Here is a 16,296-nt window from a genome sequence, read left to right as displayed (position 1 = left end):
CTTCAGACAATCGTTGCAAAGTCAGGGACCTGGCGCTCACCCGGCGGGGCGGCCGACTTCCTCGACGTCCAGGGGTGTCACCCCGGGGGGCAGCGACGCCGCCGGGGCCGCAGCCGCATCACGACCGCCTTCGTAATCGGCGAGGCGGGCGTTGATGGCCGCCACCTCCTCTGCGGTGGGCTGGCGCCGTCCGCCTAGGCTGATGACGCCGACCACGCGAGTGACGCCGTTGATCTCGACCGTACGCGGGGCCGCGCCTGACGCCTGGGCCAGACTCTCGACATCGGACCCGGTCGATGCGGTCTGGAAGCGCGCCCGGGCGAAGCGCGCCTCGTCGATCACCGGCTCACGTCCTGAGTGAGTCTGGATGAATGCAGCCGTATCGCCCAGGGCCCCGTTCCAGCGATAGAAGATGTGCGCGCCGATCTGACGGATCTTGGTCACCGTCGGCGCCCACCACGGATGGACATAATCGGCGTGATAGTGGGTCGCGGTCCCTACCTCTGCGGCCACATGACCCGCCAGCGCGCGCCGGGCCACGGTCTCGGCCCGCCGCCAGGCCCAGTCCACCGGCGCCTGGGACAGGGCCCCGTCGCAGGTGAAGCTGAACTGGCAGCCGGTGGTGCGTTCGGCGCCCTGGAACACCACGCCGCAGACGGTGCTGGGATAGTTGGGGTCACGCACGCGGTTCAACACCACCTGCGCCACCGCCTCCTGCCCCAGGGTGCTTTCCAGCGCCGCCTCGTAATAGACCGCTTGGGTCAGGCAGCGCTCGGCGCGGCGCCGGTCATCGGACGTGGCCGCGTTGAACACGAAAGGTCGTGCGGGCCGCAGGGCGTCCGTCCGGGCGCCCATGGCCGCGTTCAGACGGAACGCCTCCGCACCGGAGGCCGTGGCGTCCAGACGGGGGCGTCCGTTCAGGGTCAGGGTCTCCCAACCCGGCGTCAGCCCGGTCAGATCCGGTCCGCCGAACGCGGGATCATGCCGCCGCGCCAGCGCAAGGCTCGCCGGGTCCAGCCGCTCTGAAATCGCCAGCAGGCCGGCATCGTCAAGCCGCCCCTGGGTCAGCCGGGCCAACCCTTCGGCGGTGCGGTCGCTCTCGGGGCGCACGGTCGAGCTGGCCGACATGGCCAGCGCCAGGGCGCCCACGACGACAGGCGCGGCCGTGACGATGCGCCACGTCCGCTTCAGGGCCTGTCTGACGTCATGGGTCCGCATCGGCGCTCCGGGTTTCGGCGTGATATCGCGCCTTCACACTTTGAATACCCGCATTTTCCGGCGGTTTCTTGTTCCGACCTTACGAGAGGTTCACGTCACTGGGTGGTGGCGCGCAGCATCCAGGCGGTCTTTTCGTGGGCCGCCAGGCGCTGGGTGAGCAGGTCGGCGGTGGCGTCGTCGCCGGCCTCATCAGCCGTCTCGATGGCCTGACGAAGGGTGGCGATGACCGTGCCGTGATCGCTGACCAGTTCCTCGATCATGGCCTGGGACGCCTTCTCGGGGTCGCCGTCCTTGATGCTGGTCTGGTTGCCGAAGGTGGCGAAGCCCTGGGGCGCGGTTTCGTCCAGCGAACGAATGCGCTCCGCGATCTCGTCCAGCGCCGCCCACTGCTCGCGGTACTGTTCCTCCAGCATGTTGTGCAGGCCGAAGAACTGGGGCCCGCGCACATTCCAGTGATAGCCGTGGGTCTTCAGATAAAGGGCGAAGCTGTCCGCCAGCACCTTCTTCAGCTCGGCGGCGATGTCGGTGCGGTCGGCCTTTTTCAGGCCGGTGTCCATCTTGGCGGTCATGGTTGCTCCTTGAGGTCGACTCGGGATGATGTTGAGGTAGGAACGGCAGAGCTGACTGCAAGAGCCTCTGCGCCCGGCCCGCTGTTCATTCAGCGCCGGAACGCGTTTGACGTCAAAGCGTTGCCAAGCATCACCGCGGCCTCCGTGAACGGACGCCCTGGGCAGGCGGACAATCGGGGGAGCGATGTCCTCAGGGACGAGCCAGGAGGACAAGCCGGAGCACGCGGCGGACCGGATATTCCGGCGCATCGCCCTCTCGCGCGACCGGGGGTGGAGCTACGCCTTGCTCGTCGGCGTGGCGGGCGCGGGGGTGGGCGTCCTCATCCGTCTCAGCCTGCAAGGAGTCTACGGCGGCGCCTCCGGGCTGATGGTCTACCTGCCGGGCATCCTCATGGCCGCCCTGTGGGCCGGACGCGGGGCCGGTTTCACGGCCCTGTTCCTGGCGATCCTCACCGCCTGGGGCATGACGATCCTGCCCGGCATGTTCCCCGCCGATACCCTGAGGAACGTCGTCAACACCGTCACCTTCTCCGTGACCAGCCTGTTCGGGATCATCCTGGCCGCCTCCCTGCGCCAGACCCTGCGGTCGCTGGACCGTTCCCTGACCCATCTGAAAGCGACCACATCGGCGCTGGACGAAGGCGAGGCCCGGTTCAGGCTGGTCAGCGAGGACGCCCCGGTCATGCTGTGGATGAGCGATGAACAGGGGGCGTGCGTCTACCTGAACAGGGCGCAGCGCGCGTTCTGGGGCGCCCCTGACGATCTCAGCCAGTTCGACTGGGGGGCCACCCTGCATCCCGAAGACACGGAAAGGGCCCAACGGGTCGCCATCGAGGCCGCGATGGCCGGCCAGGGCTTCGAGGTGGAGGCCCGATATCGCCGCCATGACGGCCAGTGGCGCATCGTGCACACCAACGCCCGCCCGCGTCTCGATTCAGAGGGCCGCTTCTTCGGCATGATCGGCGTGAATCTGGATGTCACCGACGCCCGGACGGTCGAGGAGGCGCTGCGTGAGAACGAGGCCGAACTGACCGCCATGGTCGAACAGGCCGCCGCCGGAATCGTCAAGGCCGACCTCACCGGCGAAATCCTCAAGGTCAACGACCGTTTTTGCGAGATGCTCGGCTATTCGCGGGACGAGATCGTGGGCATGACCACCGCCGACATCACCCACCCCGATGACCTCGCCCGCAGCCAGGCCACGCTTCAGAGCGCTGCAGTGCAGACCGACGGGGTCAAGATCGAGAAACGCTACCGCCGCAGGAACGGGGAGGATTTCTGGGCCCTGACCACCGTACGCGTGGGCCGCGAAGCGCCTGACACCACACCCTGGCTCATGGCCGTGATCACCGACATCTCCGACACCAAGGCGGCCGAGGCGGCTTTGCGCGAAAGCGAATCCCGTTTCCGCCTTCTGGCGGATACGGCGCCCGCCCCGGTGTGGCTGACGAACGAGAACGGCGAGGTGGAATTCGTCAACAAGGCCCTGGTGGAGTTCTATGGCCGGCCGGCGGAGGCGCTGCGTGGTCATATCTGGAAGGACACCCTGCACCCGGACGATCTGGACGCCGTTTCGGCGCTGCAGGCCGAGGCGCGCGCCGCCCGGCGTCCCTACGGCTTCGAGGCCCGCTTCCGCGACGGGTCAGACGAGTGGCGCTGGATGCGCGTGCGGGTCAAGCCGCGCTTTGACCCTGATGGGGCCTTCCGGGGCTACGTGGGAATGTCCTTCGACGTCACCGAAACCCGTCACGCCCTTGACCGCCTGGCCCGCAACGAACGTCGACAGACCTTCCTGCTGGACCTCACGGACCAGCTGCGAAACCTGGATAACCCGGACGACATCATGAGCGCCGTCGAGACCGCCCTCGGCGAAACCCTTGATGTCCAGAGGGTGGGCTATGGTGAAATCGACGAGGGCCTCGGCATCGTCACTTTCGGCCGCGACTGGACCGCGGATGTCGCCAGCGCCGAAGGAGCATGGTCTCTGGACGCCTTCGGCGAGGCCATCATGAATGATCTGTCCGCAGGCGCTGTCGTGCGGATCAGCGACGTGCGCGAGGACCCCCGGACCCGCGCCGCGGCGGCGACCTTCGAGTCCATCGACACCCGTGCGCTGGTGCGCGCCCCGCTGGTCCGCGGCGGCCGGCTGCGCGCCTTCCTCTATGTTCACGATCGCAAGCCTCGCCAGTGGACCGACGCAGAGGTCAATCTGATCGAGGAGGTGGCCGACCGCACCTGGGCGGAACTGGAGCGAGCCCGGGCCGAGGCCCACCTGCGAGAAAGCGAAAGCCGCTTCCGGGACATCGCCGACACCGCTCCCGTGTTGATCTGGGTCACCCGCGCCGACCGGGTCCGGTCCTTCGTCAACCAGGCCTATGTGGAATTCATGGGCGCGGACTACGAGACCGTCCGCGCCGCGGAGTGGCGTGAATATCTCCACCCCGACGACCACGACCGGATTCTCGCCGAGTCCCTCGCCGGAGAGGCCACGGGCAAGCCGTTCTCGCTTGAAGGCCGCTACCGTCATAACTCGGGCGAATACCGCTGGCTGCGCTCCTTCTCCCGTCCCCGCCTTGACGCTCATGGCGAGGTCATAGGCTTCGTGGGCGTGGCCTTCGACGTCAACGAAGCCAAGCGGGCCGAACAGGACCTGAAGCGCATCAATGAGTTGCTGGCCGAAAAGGTCTCCGAGGCGCTGGAGGAAAAGGCGCGCGCGGAACAGGATCTGATGCACGCCCAGCGCATGGAGGCCGTGGGCCGCCTCACCGGCGGCGTGGCCCACGACTTCAACAATTTGCTGACCGTGGTCATCGGCGCCCTGGACATGATCCTGAAGCGGCCCGACGACGCAGCCCGACGTCAGAAGATGGGCGAGGCCGCCCTGGCCGCCGCCCGGCGCGGCGAGCGGCTGACCCATCAGCTGCTGGCGTTCTCGCGGCGGCAGGCCTTGCGGCCGGAGCCGTGCGACCTCAACGCCCTGATCCGCGAGAGCGAGCCCCTGTTGCGCCGCGCGGTGGGCGAGGCGATCGACTTCAGGACCCGGCTCAGGCGCGGCGGCGCCTTCGCCCGTGTGGACGCCGCCCAGTTCGAGGCGGCCCTGCTCAACCTGGTGGTCAACGCCCGTGACGCCATGGGCGAACAGGGAAGCCTGCGCATCACCACCGAGAGCTGCGACCTGCCCGGCGGCGCGGTCGGCGTCCCCCACGTCTGTGTTACGGTGAAAGACTCCGGCGAGGGCATGACCGACGAGGTGCGGGGCCGGGTCTTCGAACCCTTCTTCACCACCAAGGCCGTGGGCAAGGGCACCGGCCTGGGACTGAGCCAGGTCTACGGCTTCGCGCGCCAGAGCGGCGGGGACGTACGGATCGAAAGCGCGCCGGGCAAGGGAACTCGGGTCCGCCTGTACCTGCCCTCTCTTGCCCGTGAGGAGATGGGCGACGTGATCCTGGCCGATGAGAGCGCGCCCGCCTCCGTCACCGGCCGGCGTGTTCTTCTGGTCGAGGATGATCTGGCCGTGGCGGCGGTGGCCATGGACATGCTGATGAGCTTCGGTCTGGAGGTGGTGGCGGTCGAGAACGCCGAACAGGCCCTGACGGCGCTGGAGGCCAGCGCCTTCGACCTGATGCTGACCGACATCGTCATGCCCGGCGGCATGAGCGGAATCGATCTGGCTCGCGAGGCTGCGGGACGCTGGCCGGACATGCACATCGTCCTGACCTCCGGCTATGCGGGCGACGACGTGGACCGGGCCCTCAAGGATGCGCCCTGGCCCCTGCTGCCCAAGCCCTACGCCAGCGAAGAGCTTCAGCGTCGGCTGGGCGAGATCCTGGCGCTCGACTGATCGATTTCCCTTGCATCAAGGCGGCGGCGTCCTACATTAAGCCCACTTATGCTCACTTTCAGCATAAGTCCCCGGTCTGAACCCTTGCCAGGCCGGTCCTTTTTGAACCTGGATTTGCTCATATCGAGCAAAACTGGAGGCGACCATGGCGGACGGACAGATGCTTTTCGCGCCCGAGCTTGACCGGAACAGCGACCCGGTGTGGGACAAGGTCAAGGACCACGTCACGCCCGCCGAGTGGGCGCTGCACGCGCCCCTGATCGCGGAGATCAACGCCCTCAAGGTTCAGCGCGACGCGGTGATCCTCGCCCACAACTACATGACGCCGGAAATCTTCCACGGCGTGGGCGATTTCGTGGGCGACAGCCTCGCCCTGGCCAAGGAAGCCGCGCGCTCGGACGCGAAGGTGATCGTCCAGGCCGGCGTCCACTTCATGGCCGAGACCTCCAAGATCCTGTCCCCCGACAAGACCATCCTGATCCCCGACCCGCTGGCCGGCTGCTCGCTGGCCTCGTCCATCACCGGCGCCGACGTGCGCCTCATCAAGCAGCGCTATCCGGGCCTGCCGGTGGTCACCTATGTGAACACCACCGCCGACGTGAAGGCCGAGACCGACATCTGCTGCACCTCCGCCAACGCCGTTCAGGTGGTGGAATGGGCCGCGAAGGAATGGGGCGTGGACCGCGTCATCCTGATCCCCGACGAATATCTGGCGCGCAACGTTGCCGCCCAGACCGACATCAAGATCATCGCCTGGAAAGGCGCCTGCGAGGTGCATGAGCGCTTCACCGCCGCCGACATCGCGGACATGCGCGATGCGTGGCCCGGCGCTGTCGTTCTGGCGCACCCCGAGTGCCCCGAGGACGTGCTGAACGCCGCCGACTTCGCCGGCTCCACCGCCGCCATGAACGACTATGTGGTGAAGAACCGGCCCGCCCAGGTGGTGCTGATCACCGAATGCTCCATGGCCTCCAACATCGCCGGCGAGGCCCCGGAGGTGAAGTTCATCGGACCGTGCAACATGTGCCCGCACATGAAGCGCATCACCCTTGAGAAGATCCGCGACTCCCTGCGCGACATGACCTTCGAGGTCACCGTGCCCGAGGACATGGCCGAACGCGCCCGTCTGGCGGTCCAGCGCATGGTCGACCTGCCCCCGCCCGAAAAGCCCGCCCGCTACGATCTGGTCCGCGCCCGCGGCCACCAGGTCGCGGTCGAGATGATCTGATGAGCGATACCCGCCCCGGTCATGTGGGGCCGTGGGGCGCCGTGGGCGACGGCCCGCCTCGCCCCACACCCGTCCGCCCCCGCGCGGACAGGGATGAAAACCCCGGCCAGGGCATGGTCTGGGCGCTGGTCTCCACCGCCCTGCTGGCCGGCCTGCTGTGGTGGCTGATGGGCTGGGTCTATGCGCTGGCGGGCATCGTCGGCCTTCTGGTCCACGAATACGGCCACGTGCTGGCAATGAACCGCCTCGGCATGGGTCCGGCGCGCATCTACATCATTCCGTTCCTCGGCGGCGCGGCCCGGGGCGCGCGCGGCGCCGCCAGCGAGTGGATCGGCGTGCTGGTCTCGCTGGCCGGTCCCGCCTTCGGCCTGATCGCGGCCATCCCCTTCTTCGCCGTCTGGGCCGCCACCGGCGACCCGGTCTGGCTGCAGGGGGCGTGGTTTGTGGCCATCATCAACCTGCTCAACCTGGCCCCCGCCCCGCCGCTGGACGGCTCCAAGGCGCTGGGCCCGGTGCTGGCCCGCGTCCACCCCCTGCTGGAGAAGGCCGCCCTGCTCGGCATAGGCGCCCTGGTGGTGTTCTGGGGCCTTCAGAACGGCGCCTACATCCTCGCCGTCTTCCTGGCGCTGGGCGTCATCAGCCACCTGCGGCGCGGCGCATGGCGCCCCGACACGGCCCCGCTCAGCTGGACCCAGGCGGGCGCCAGCCTCGGCATGTTCCTCGCCACCGGCGCGGCCTGCGCCGCCGTCGGCCTCACCGCCATGGCGCTCTACACGGGCGACGGTCTGGGCGCCGCCCTGAGCACCTCGGGTCGCTTCCTCGGACTGGCGTCATGAGCGCCCGGCGCCTCCGTCACGACGGCCCGCTGATCGTGGGCGCAGGGCTGGCGGGTCTCACCGCCGCCCTGGCCGCCGCGCCCCGCCCGGTGCTGGTGGCGACCCCCGCCCCCGTAGGCCAGGCCGCCGCCTCCGCCTGGGCCCAGGGCGGGATCGCCGCCGCCCTCTATCCCGACGACAGCGCCGAGCTCCACGCCGCCGACACCGTCGCCGCCGGGGCGGGCCTGAACGACGCCGACGCCACCCTGGCCCTGACCCGCGCCGCGCCCGAAACCATCCAGCGCCTGTTCGATCTGGGCGCTCCGTTCGACCGGGACGCCTCAGGCCGCTTCGCCCAGAGCCTCGAGGCCGCCCACTCCCGCCCCCGCATCGTGCGCGCGGGCGGCGACGGGGCGGGCCGCGCCATCGTGCAGGCGCTGGGCGCCGCCGCCCTGGCCGCCCCCCACGTCACCCTGCGCTCCGGGCTCACCCTCGCCGCCCTGATCCAGGACGCGGACGGCCGCGTGCGGGGCGCCGCCTTCCGTCAGGACGACGGGTCGCTGATCGAGATTCTCGCCCCTTCCGTGATCCTCGCCACCGGCGGCGTTGGCGGCCTCTACGCCGTCACCACCAATCCGGCCCAACTGCGCGGCGAGGGTCTGGGGCTGGCGGCGCTCGCTGGGGCAGACATCCTCGATCCGGAGTTCGTCCAGTTCCACCCCACGGCGCTGGACGTGGGCGCCGATCCCGCCCCCCTGGCCACCGAGGCCCTGCGCGGCGAGGGCGCGCGCCTCATCGACCGCGACGGCGCGCCCATCGTGGAGCACCCCCGGGGCGATCTGGCCCCCCGCGACATCGTCGCCCGCAGCGTCCACGCCGCCATCGCCGCCGGACGCGGCGCCTTCCTCGACGCCCGCGAGGCCATCGGCCCGACCTTCCCGCAGCACTTCCCCGCCGTCTTCGCCGCCGCCATGGCCGCCGGGATCGACCCCCGCGTCCAGCCCATGCCCGTGGCCCCCGCGGCGCACTATCACATGGGCGGAATCGCCGCCGACGCGGACGGCCGCACCAGCCTGCCCGGCCTGTTCGCTGTGGGCGAGTGCGCCGCCACCGGCGTTCACGGCGCCAACCGTCTGGCCTCAAACTCCCTGCTGGAGGCCGCCGCCTTCGGCTGGCGCTCCGGTCTGGCCGCCCGCCACGAACCGGACGCCCCCGCCGCCCCGCTCGCGACCATAGACGCGCCCGAGGCCCTGCCCGCCGCCGCCTTGCAACAGTTGCGCGCCGCCATGAGCCTGCACGCCGGCGTGGTGCGCAACGCCGACGGCTTGTCGGCCCTCCTTGGGATCATTGATGGCCTCGAGACCGCCCACGGCCCCGCCCCCGCTCTCATCGCCGCGCGCCTGATCGCCCGGGCCACTCTGGAGCGCCGTGAAAGCCGGGGCGGCCACTTCCGCGCCGACCATCCAAATGCCGCCGCCGTCGCGCGCCATACGCGCATCACCCTGTCCCCCTCACCCGTCGCCATGGCCGCCGCATGAGCCTTCCAGCCATCCTGATCGAACCGGTGATCCGCGCCGCCCTGGCCGAGGATCTGGGCCGCGCCGGCGACGTCACCGCCGCCGCCTGCATTCCCGCCGGAACCCGCTGGACCGCCGTCTTCGCGGCGCGACAGGCTGGCGCCATCGCCGGACTGGACTGCGCCCGTCTGGCCATGATCACGCTGGATCCCGAAGCCCGCTTCACCGCCCGCGTGCAGGATGGTGACACGGTCGCCGCCGGGACGGTGCTGGCGGAGATCGAGGCCGACGCCCGCGCCATCCTTTCAGCGGAACGCACGGCCCTGAACCTGCTGGGACGTCTGTCGGGCATCGCCACCCTCACCCGCGCCCATGTGGACGCCGTGGCCGGAACCGGCGCCCGCATCGCCGACACCCGCAAGACCACCCCCGGCCTGCGCGCGCTGGAGAAGCACGCCGTGGCCATGGGCGGCGGACTGAACCACCGCTTCGGTCTGGATGACGCCATCCTTATCAAGGACAACCACATCGCCGTCTGCGGCGGGGTGGGCGAAGCCATCCGCCGCGCCCGCGCCCACGCCGGACACCTGATGAAGATCGAGGTGGAGGTGGACGGCCTGCACCAGCTGGACGAGGCCCTGGCTGAACGGCCCGACGTCGTCATGCTGGACAATTTCAGCCTCGACGACCTGCGCACCGCCGTCGCGCGGGCCAGGGGTCAGCTGGTGCTGGAGGCGTCCGGCGGGGTGAACCTTCAGACCGTGCGCGCCATCGCCGAAACCGGCGTGGACGTGATCTCTGTGGGCGCCCTGACCCACTCAGCCCCGTCGCTGGACGTGGGCCTCGACGCCGGGTGAACATCGGTCTGGAACCGGACGGCCTCGCCGCCGGTTTTCATATCATGTTCAAGCGTAGGAAGCGCCCTGAGCGCCCCGTCATCCATCCCGTCGACGCCGTCCCCGAAGAAGACAAGGTCTTCAACAACACGGACGGTCGCCTCAGCATGTCCAGACCGAATCTGGACGAGGGGCAGGCCGATTTCGGCGGAACCCGCCTCAACGCCCCGCCCGCCTCGCTGGGGACCGCGCCCCAGCCGACCGACTAGGCTGCGGCATCCGCCTCGGAGGTCGTCGCCGGAGCGGCCTGCGGGCGAGCCTGGGCGCGCGGCGCGGCCGGCGTTTCCGGGTTCGCAGGCTCGGCGGCCGGGCGCGTTTCCCGCTCCGCCATGCTTTCCTGGGCCCACAGCACCGTATAGGCCACCGCATTGCCCGCCTGACGAACAGTTTCGGACGGGTCCAGACTGGCCTGGATCACCTGGGTGTCGGACGCCGTGGACGGGCGCGCCGCATAGGTGAAGGCGCCCGACGAACCGTTGCGGCCACCGAAACGGTAGAACAGATGGCTGCCCACCTGGCCCACCGGCACCAGCGAATGGCGCCAGCTCGGCGACACGGCCGTGGTGTGGAAATGGGTGGCGTTGCCGACAGCGCCGTAAACCTGTCCCGACAAGGCGGCTGACGCCACATCATGAGCCCTGCGCCACGCCGCCTGGCTCACGCCGCGCCGCATGGCGCCGTTGCAGGTGAAGCTGAACTGGCAACCGGTGGCGCGCGCCGCGCCTTGATAGACGACGGCGCAGACGCTGTTGGGAAAAGCGCCGTGGCGCGCGCGGTTCAGGACCACCTGGGCCACGGCCTGCATGCCGGCCCGGCCTTCGCCGCGGGCTTCGTAATAGACAGCCTGGGTCAGGCACTCCAGATCGCGGGAGGCGTCCAGGGCGCCGGCGAGACGGAAGGGCTGCGCCGCCCCGCCCGTATGGCTGACCCGGCGAAGCCCCGCCTCGGCGCTGGAACTGGCGCGAAGGCTTTCCAGCCGGGCGGTCAGAAGTTCGGCCTGCCGGTCGCGCTGGGCCGAACCGGCCACAGTATAGGGGTCATGGCGCCGCGCGATCGTCAGCGCGCTGGCGTTCAGGCCGCCGGCCGCCGCCGACAAGGCTTCCTCGGTGAATCCCACGGCGGTGGCGCCGGCGATCCGCTCGGCCTGCACCCGCGTGGTGGTCGCCTTGGCGACGGTGCCGCCCAGATAGGCGCAGCCGATGGCCAGACCCACCAGTCCGCCGAACGCTGCGGCCGCCGTCGTCGGACGCAATTTCGGCGCTCGCATCGAGACTCTGAAATCAGACGCGGGCGTGGGCTTCCGTGAGGAATTCGACAAGGATGCAGTCCTGAGCAGCAGGGGCAGGATTGCGCCCCCAGGCAGTCTGCCCCCTCGACGCAAGATCGGCGCCGGTTACGCAGGGGCGGGTCCGCCGGTCAACTTCCCGTGACTGGCGAGGCCGCGCTTAAGCCACCGGAATATGGCGTCAATGTGGACGATTCGCAATCGCCCTTTGCAGCGCAGCAATTCGTCGCACCCTTGCAACACCCGCAAGATAAACCTGTATCCTAAAGCCCTGATTATCGTCGCTTATCTTGCCTCTGTCGTATTGGTTGATCTCAGAGCCAACTCATGGAGGCTCAACCAAATGGAAAAATGACCCGGGACGCCGCGCAAATAGTCATTGCATGTCATCCCGGCATGGGAACATCTTGCGATGACGCTGGCGGCGGAACTCAAGGCGGCCCCACAGCGTTACCCAACGGTTAAGCTGGAGAATAGCCATGCGTCGTCTCACTCAAGTTCTGATCCTTTCCGCCGGTCTGGCCGGTCTGGCCGCCTGCGGGGCCACCATGGAGCAGCGCGCCGCCACGGGCGCCATCACCGGGGCGGTCGTCGCCGGCCCCGTCGGCGCCGCCGTGGGCGGGGCAGCGGGCGCAGCCGTCGCCCGCACCCAGGGCGAGGACTAGTCTCCGGGAGCTGGCGTAACCCTCACACCTTCAGGGCGCCTTCGTGCTCCAGAAGCCATTTCTTGCGCTCCAGCCCCCCGGCATAGCCGGTCAGCTTTCCCGATGATCCCACCACCCGGTGGCACGGAACGATGACGCCCACGGGATTCGCACCGTTGGCCAGCCCCACGGCCCGCACCGCCGTGGGCGAGCCGATGCGCGCCGCCAACTGGCCGTAGGTCTCGGTGCGCCCGGCCGGGATCTCGGTCAGGGCCGCCCACACCCGCCGCTGGAACGCCGTCCCGCCTGTGGCCCAGGGAATGCGCTTCAGCGCCTCCACCTCGCCGCCGAAATAGTCCAGCACAGCCTGGCGCACCCCCGCCGGGACCACGCCCGCCTCCAGCATCACCGTCCCATAATGCAGGCGCAGCAGCCGCCGCATGCGCTCTTCGTAGTCCGAAAAGTCAAAGGCGCGCACGACCCCTTCGCCATCGAACACCACCAGCACCTCGCCCAGCGGCGTGGCGATCCGGTCCAATTGAAACGTTTCAGGCCGCTTCGTCATGTTTCGTCTCCTGTTCGATCAGGGCCCCCACGCCCAGGCCCTCAGCCTTCAGGTGCGCCGCGCCATAAGCCCGCCACGGCCGCCAGCCCTCGGCCCGGGCCTCAATCCGCTCGTCCGGGTCATCCAGCCGGTCGCTCATCAGGGCGCCCGGGTCGTCCACATACCAGTCGCCCGCCAGCCTCAGCCCCGGCCGCCGACTCACCAGCGGCGCCAGAGCGGCATCGGCGGACAGATGCGCTGCAATGATCTCGGGGTCGGCGGTCAGATCGAACACTCGCCGCACCCGCGCCAGCACGCCCGGCAGCCCGGTGATGTCGGAAATCGACACATCCACCACCAGACGATCACCCGGCCCCTGCTCTACCGTCACCGCCCCGCCGCCCTCAAGCGTGCGCATCCAGCGGCCGTCCTCCACCCGCTCCATCGGCTCGGCCCGCGCCGCCAGGGCGGCGATCATCCCGTCCCAGTCATAGGGCGGGCGGTACGCCAGCATCAGTCGCACCCCCTCCCCCGGCGCCGCATCGGGCGCCGTGCCGCGCCGCAGGGCCGAGGGCGGACGGCGGTACAGACGCTGGAAGGTCTCATTGAACCGCCGCACGCTGCCGAAGCCCGCCGCGAGGGCGACCTCGGCCATGGGCATGCGCGTTTCCTGAATCAGCTGCTTGGCCAGCAGCACCCGCCGCGTCTGGGCCACGCTGACCGGCGCGGCGCCCAGATGCTGGCGGAACAGCCGGCGCAGCTGGCGCTCGCCCACCCCCAGCCGTCCGGCCAGGGCCTCCACGTCGCCCTCATCCAGAGCCCCCGCCTCGATCAGGGCCAACCCGCGGCTGACCGTGTTGGACGTGCCCCGCCAGGCCCCCATGTCGGGCGCGGTCTCCGGGCGGCATCTAAGGCAGGGCCGGAACCCCGCCTCCTCCGCCTCGGCTGCCGAACGGTAGAAGCGGATGTTCTCGCGCTTGGGCGTGCGCGCCGGACAGATCGGGCGGCAATAGATCCCCGTCGTCTTCACCCCGCCGAAGATCTTCCCGTCGAACCGGGCGTCCCGGGCGACGATAGCGCGATAACAGGCGTCCTGATCCAGTTCCATGCCGCCCAGGATGCGCCCGGCCGCCCATCATGTCTCGCGGTTTTCGGACCTCTAGCCCACCCGGCGGTCCGGCAACGCATAGGCGATCACCTGATCCCCCGCGCGAGTCTCCATGAAGTGGTGCCCGCCGGTCATGATGATCAGATACTGGCGTCCGCCCTGCTCATAGATCATCGGATTGGACTGGCCGCCCGCCGGCAGCGCGTCCTGCCACACGGTCTCGCCCGTCTCGATGTCGATGGCCCGGATCAGGTCGTCGGTGGCCGCCGCGATGAAGATCAGGCCCGAGGCGGTGATCACCGCGCCGCCGTTGTTCGGCGTACCGATGTTGATGGGCATCATCGAGGGGATGTTGAACGGCCCGTTCTTGCGCGCCGTGCCGAACACCCGGTCCCAGATGGTGCGCCCGGTGCGCAGGTCGATGGCCCGTATGCCGCCGTAGGGGGGCTGCTTGCACAGCAGATTGGTGAAGGGCATGCGCCAGCCCGCGTTGACGTCGATGGCGTAGGGCAGGCCCCACTGCGGATCGCCCGCCCCCTCGGCGCTCAGATTGCCGCCGCGCGGGTTCGTCTCGGCGTTGCGCGGGTCGCCCCGTGGGAACCAGCCCCGTTCACTGGCCTCCTCGCGCGGGACCAGACGGTTGTAGTTGGGCGTGTCGTTGTAGTTGGCGATGATCACGCCCCGGTACGGGTCGATGGCGATGCCGCCCCAGTCCGAGCCGCCGTTGTAGCCCGGATACTGGATCCAGCGCCGGTCCGTGGTGGGCGGAGTGTAGATGCCCTCATAGGACGCCTGGCGGTACTGGATGCGGCAGATCATCTGGTCGATGGGCGACATGCCCCACATGTCCCGCTCGGTCAGGTCCGGCTTGGCCAGGCTGTGGAACAGGCTGAAGGGCTGGGTGGCAGTGCGCTGGTCAGGCTCCACCCCGCCCTGCGGCGCGGGACGCTCCTCGACCGGCGTCAGCAGCTCGCCCGTGGCCCGGTTCAGCACATAGATATCCCCCTGCTTGGACGGCAGGACGATGGCCGGAATCACGCCGCCGGAAGTGGGAAAGTCGATCAGGGTCGCCTGGCTGCCCAGGTCATAGTCCCACACATCCATATAGACCGTCTGGAAATGCCACGCCGGCTGGCCGGTGTTCACATCGATGGCCACCAGAGCCGTGGCGTATTCGTTCTCATACGGGGCGCGGTCGCTGCTGTAATAGTCGCCCGCCGAGTTGCCCATGGGCAGATAGACCAGCCCCAGCTCCTCGTCCCCGGTGGCGATGGTCCACATGTTGGGCGTGCCCTCGGTATAGGTCTCCCCCTCCGGCGGCAGGCCGGTCTCGCCCGGCCGGCCCATGTCCCAGGCCCAGCGCAGCTCGCCGGTGATGACGTCAAAGCCCTGGATCACCCCCGAGGGCGCGGCGCGGTACTGGCCGTCCAGCACCTGGTGCCCGGTGACGATCACGCCCTGCACCACCACCGGCGGCGAGGTGATCGACACCATGCCGGGGATCACCTCTCCCATGCCCTGCTTGATGTCCACCTGGCCGCCCATGCCGAAATCGGCGCAGGGAACGCCGGTGCGCGCATCCACGGCGATCAGGCGCCCGTCCAGGGTCCCTTCGATGATGCGCGCCGCGCACGGCCGGGCCGCCGCCTCGGTGGAGGCTACGGTCGCCGCGGCGACCGGCGCCGCCGTGGACGCCGTCGCGCTGGCCGGGGTCGCGTCCGGCTCGGCGTAATAGACCACGCCCCGGCAGGCGGCGGTGTAGGGCACGGAATCCTCGGTCACCCCGGGATCGTACGACCACTTCTCCAGCCCCGACGCCGCGTCCAGCGCGATCAGCCGGTTCATGGCCGAGCACAGATAGAGGGTGTCCCCCACCTTCAGGGGCGTGGTCTCGGCGCCGAACTTCTCGGGAATGTCGCCGGTGTTGAACTCCCACACCCGCTCCAGATCGCCCACGTTGTCGAGGTTGATCTGGGTCAGGGGCGAATATCGCTGGGCGCCATAGGTGCCGCCATAGGCGGGCCAGTCGGCCCCGACCTGCAGGGGATTGGCCGGATCAGGCGCGCCGAACCCCGCCTCGGGCATCGGCCCGGCGGGATCGGGCCGGTTGGCCGCCGCCACCGCCACGCCCGCGATCAGGGCGAACACCGCCGCCCCGCCGAACCCGGCCAGCATCAGGGGCTTGCCGCTGACCCGCCCGTTCCAGGGCGTGACCCAGCGGTTGCGCGCCGGCGCCAGAACCGGGATCGCCGCGATGACCAGCAGCAGCAGGACGAACGGCGCGAACACGCGCGGCACCAGGGCCCAGCCGTTCAGGCCGACCTCGACCAGCGCCCAGATCACCGTCAGGACAAAGACCAGCAGATACAGCCAGAAGGCCTCCATCCGCCGCACGAACAACAGCGCCCCGGTCCCGATCAGGCCCAGTCCCGCCAGCAGATAGTACCAGCTTCCGCCCACCGCGATCAGCCAGCCGCCGCCGATGGTCAGAACCACCCCGATCAGGGCGAACAGCAGCCCGAGCGCCATCACCGCCCAGTCGCCCGCGCCCAGTCTATCCTGTCCGAACATGTCAAAGCCCCTTCAGCCGCTACAGGGCCAACCCCTCACGGCCACGCTGGTTCCTGATCC

General features: G+C 69.7%; 13 protein-coding genes. 7 read left to right on the top strand and 6 right to left on the bottom strand.

The genetic code is table 11. The features are described from left to right. Nucleotides 1-36: 36 nt before the first annotated feature. On the bottom strand, nt 37-1,218 hold the full coding sequence (locus ACK4FB_RS02425) for a cell wall hydrolase (protein ID WP_409747464.1): 1,182 nt from the start codon (nt 1,216-1,218) through the stop codon (nt 37-39). 95 nt (nt 1,219-1,313) lie between these two features. Next, a complete protein-coding gene (locus tag ACK4FB_RS02420; RefSeq protein ID WP_409747462.1) occupies nt 1,314-1,787 on the bottom strand; it encodes a Dps family protein in 474 nt (157 codons plus the stop codon). A 184-nt stretch (nt 1,788-1,971) separates the two neighbouring features. Here ACK4FB_RS02420 and ACK4FB_RS02415 point away from each other — a divergent pair, with 184 nt between their 5' ends. The 6 genes from ACK4FB_RS02415 (at nt 1,972) to ACK4FB_RS02390 (ending at nt 10,293) form a co-directional block, all read left to right on the top strand. Continuing rightward, the gene (locus tag ACK4FB_RS02415) at nt 1,972-5,628 is read left to right on the top strand and encodes a PAS domain S-box protein (RefSeq protein WP_409747460.1); all 3,657 of its coding nucleotides are present in this window, start codon (nt 1,972-1,974) and stop codon (nt 5,626-5,628) included. A 145-nt stretch (nt 5,629-5,773) separates the two neighbouring features. Next, nucleotides 5,774-6,856, top strand: coding sequence for a quinolinate synthase NadA (nadA, locus tag ACK4FB_RS02410; protein WP_409747458.1), 1,083 nt, complete (start codon nt 5,774-5,776; stop codon nt 6,854-6,856). Further along, entirely contained in the window at nt 6,856-7,692 is an 837-nt protein-coding gene (locus tag ACK4FB_RS02405) for a metalloprotease (RefSeq protein ID WP_409747456.1), read from the top strand. Before nadA ends, ACK4FB_RS02405 begins: the two co-directional genes overlap by 1 nt. Beyond that, a complete protein-coding gene (locus ACK4FB_RS02400; protein WP_409747454.1) occupies nt 7,689-9,209 on the top strand; it encodes an L-aspartate oxidase in 1,521 nt (506 codons plus the stop codon). The genes ACK4FB_RS02405 and ACK4FB_RS02400 overlap by 4 nt, the downstream gene beginning before the upstream one ends. After that, complete coding sequence (gene nadC, locus ACK4FB_RS02395; protein WP_409747452.1) at nt 9,206-10,045, top strand: carboxylating nicotinate-nucleotide diphosphorylase; 840 nt, start codon at nt 9,206-9,208, stop codon at nt 10,043-10,045. The genes ACK4FB_RS02400 and nadC overlap by 4 nt, the downstream gene beginning before the upstream one ends. A gap of 44 nt (nt 10,046-10,089) precedes the next feature. Next, nucleotides 10,090-10,293 carry a hypothetical protein gene (locus ACK4FB_RS02390; RefSeq protein ID WP_409747450.1) on the top strand — a complete coding sequence of 68 codons (204 nt, stop codon included), beginning with the start codon at nt 10,090-10,092 and terminating at the stop codon, nt 10,291-10,293. Here the strand turns inward: ACK4FB_RS02390 and ACK4FB_RS02385 are convergent. Continuing rightward, the gene (locus ACK4FB_RS02385; protein WP_409747448.1) at nt 10,290-11,351 is read right to left on the bottom strand and encodes a cell wall hydrolase; all 1,062 of its coding nucleotides are present in this window, start codon (nt 11,349-11,351) and stop codon (nt 10,290-10,292) included. The two genes, ACK4FB_RS02390 and ACK4FB_RS02385, sit on opposite strands and share 4 nt — an antisense overlap. 497 nt (nt 11,352-11,848) lie before the next feature. On the opposite strand from ACK4FB_RS02385, the gene ACK4FB_RS02380 reads away from it, so the two are divergent. Continuing rightward, nucleotides 11,849-12,034 (top strand): hypothetical protein, encoded by a 186-nt coding sequence (locus ACK4FB_RS02380; protein WP_409747447.1) that lies wholly within the window; start codon nt 11,849-11,851, stop codon nt 12,032-12,034. Nucleotides 12,035-12,056: 22 nt separating this feature from the next. Here the strand turns inward: ACK4FB_RS02380 and ACK4FB_RS02375 are convergent, their stop codons facing one another. Genes ACK4FB_RS02375 through ACK4FB_RS02365 form a run of 3 tightly spaced genes read right to left on the bottom strand, consistent with a single transcriptional unit; the run spans nt 12,057 to nt 16,236 of the window. Then, nucleotides 12,057-12,578: a methylated-DNA--[protein]-cysteine S-methyltransferase gene (locus ACK4FB_RS02375; protein WP_409747445.1), complete on the bottom strand. Its 522-nt coding sequence runs from the start codon at nt 12,576-12,578 to the stop codon at nt 12,057-12,059. After that, nucleotides 12,562-13,665: a bifunctional transcriptional activator/DNA repair enzyme AdaA gene (locus ACK4FB_RS02370; RefSeq protein WP_409747443.1), complete on the bottom strand. Its 1,104-nt coding sequence runs from the start codon at nt 13,663-13,665 to the stop codon at nt 12,562-12,564. Before ACK4FB_RS02370 ends, ACK4FB_RS02375 begins: the two co-directional genes overlap by 17 nt. A 51-nt stretch (nt 13,666-13,716) precedes the next feature. Then, complete coding sequence (locus ACK4FB_RS02365) at nt 13,717-16,236, bottom strand: membrane-bound PQQ-dependent dehydrogenase, glucose/quinate/shikimate family (protein ID WP_409747441.1); 2,520 nt, start codon at nt 16,234-16,236, stop codon at nt 13,717-13,719. Between the last annotated feature and the right edge of the window lie 60 nt (nt 16,237-16,296).

Source organism: Brevundimonas sp. (assembly GCF_046299535.1).
GTDB lineage: Bacteria > Pseudomonadota > Alphaproteobacteria > Caulobacterales > Caulobacteraceae > Brevundimonas.
Note: the sequence above shows the minus strand (reverse complement) of the source record. Positions and strands in the feature narration are given on the sequence as shown.

Bases quoted from the DNA above. Each gene is read 5' to 3' on its own strand.
- ACK4FB_RS02385 (WP_409747448.1), bottom strand. From the start codon at position 11,351: ATGCGAGCGCCGAAATTGCGTCCGACGACGGCGGCCGCAGCGTTCGGC.
- ACK4FB_RS02375 (WP_409747445.1), bottom strand. From the start codon at position 12,578: ATGACGAAGCGGCCTGAAACGTTTCAATTGGACCGGATCGCCACGCCG.
- ACK4FB_RS02425 (WP_409747464.1), bottom strand. From the start codon at position 1,218: ATGCGGACCCATGACGTCAGACAGGCCCTGAAGCGGACGTGGCGCATC.
- nadC (WP_409747452.1), top strand. From the start codon at position 9,206: ATGAGCCTTCCAGCCATCCTGATCGAACCGGTGATCCGCGCCGCCCTG.
- ACK4FB_RS02380 (WP_409747447.1), top strand. From the start codon at position 11,849: ATGCGTCGTCTCACTCAAGTTCTGATCCTTTCCGCCGGTCTGGCCGGT.
- ACK4FB_RS02415 (WP_409747460.1), top strand. From the start codon at position 1,972: ATGTCCTCAGGGACGAGCCAGGAGGACAAGCCGGAGCACGCGGCGGAC.
- ACK4FB_RS02365 (WP_409747441.1), bottom strand. From the start codon at position 16,236: ATGTTCGGACAGGATAGACTGGGCGCGGGCGACTGGGCGGTGATGGCG.
- ACK4FB_RS02390 (WP_409747450.1), top strand. From the start codon at position 10,090: ATGTTCAAGCGTAGGAAGCGCCCTGAGCGCCCCGTCATCCATCCCGTC.
- ACK4FB_RS02400 (WP_409747454.1), top strand. From the start codon at position 7,689: ATGAGCGCCCGGCGCCTCCGTCACGACGGCCCGCTGATCGTGGGCGCA.
- nadA (WP_409747458.1), top strand. From the start codon at position 5,774: ATGGCGGACGGACAGATGCTTTTCGCGCCCGAGCTTGACCGGAACAGC.
- ACK4FB_RS02420 (WP_409747462.1), bottom strand. From the start codon at position 1,787: ATGACCGCCAAGATGGACACCGGCCTGAAAAAGGCCGACCGCACCGAC.
- ACK4FB_RS02370 (WP_409747443.1), bottom strand. From the start codon at position 13,665: ATGGAACTGGATCAGGACGCCTGTTATCGCGCTATCGTCGCCCGGGAC.
- ACK4FB_RS02405 (WP_409747456.1), top strand. From the start codon at position 6,856: ATGAGCGATACCCGCCCCGGTCATGTGGGGCCGTGGGGCGCCGTGGGC.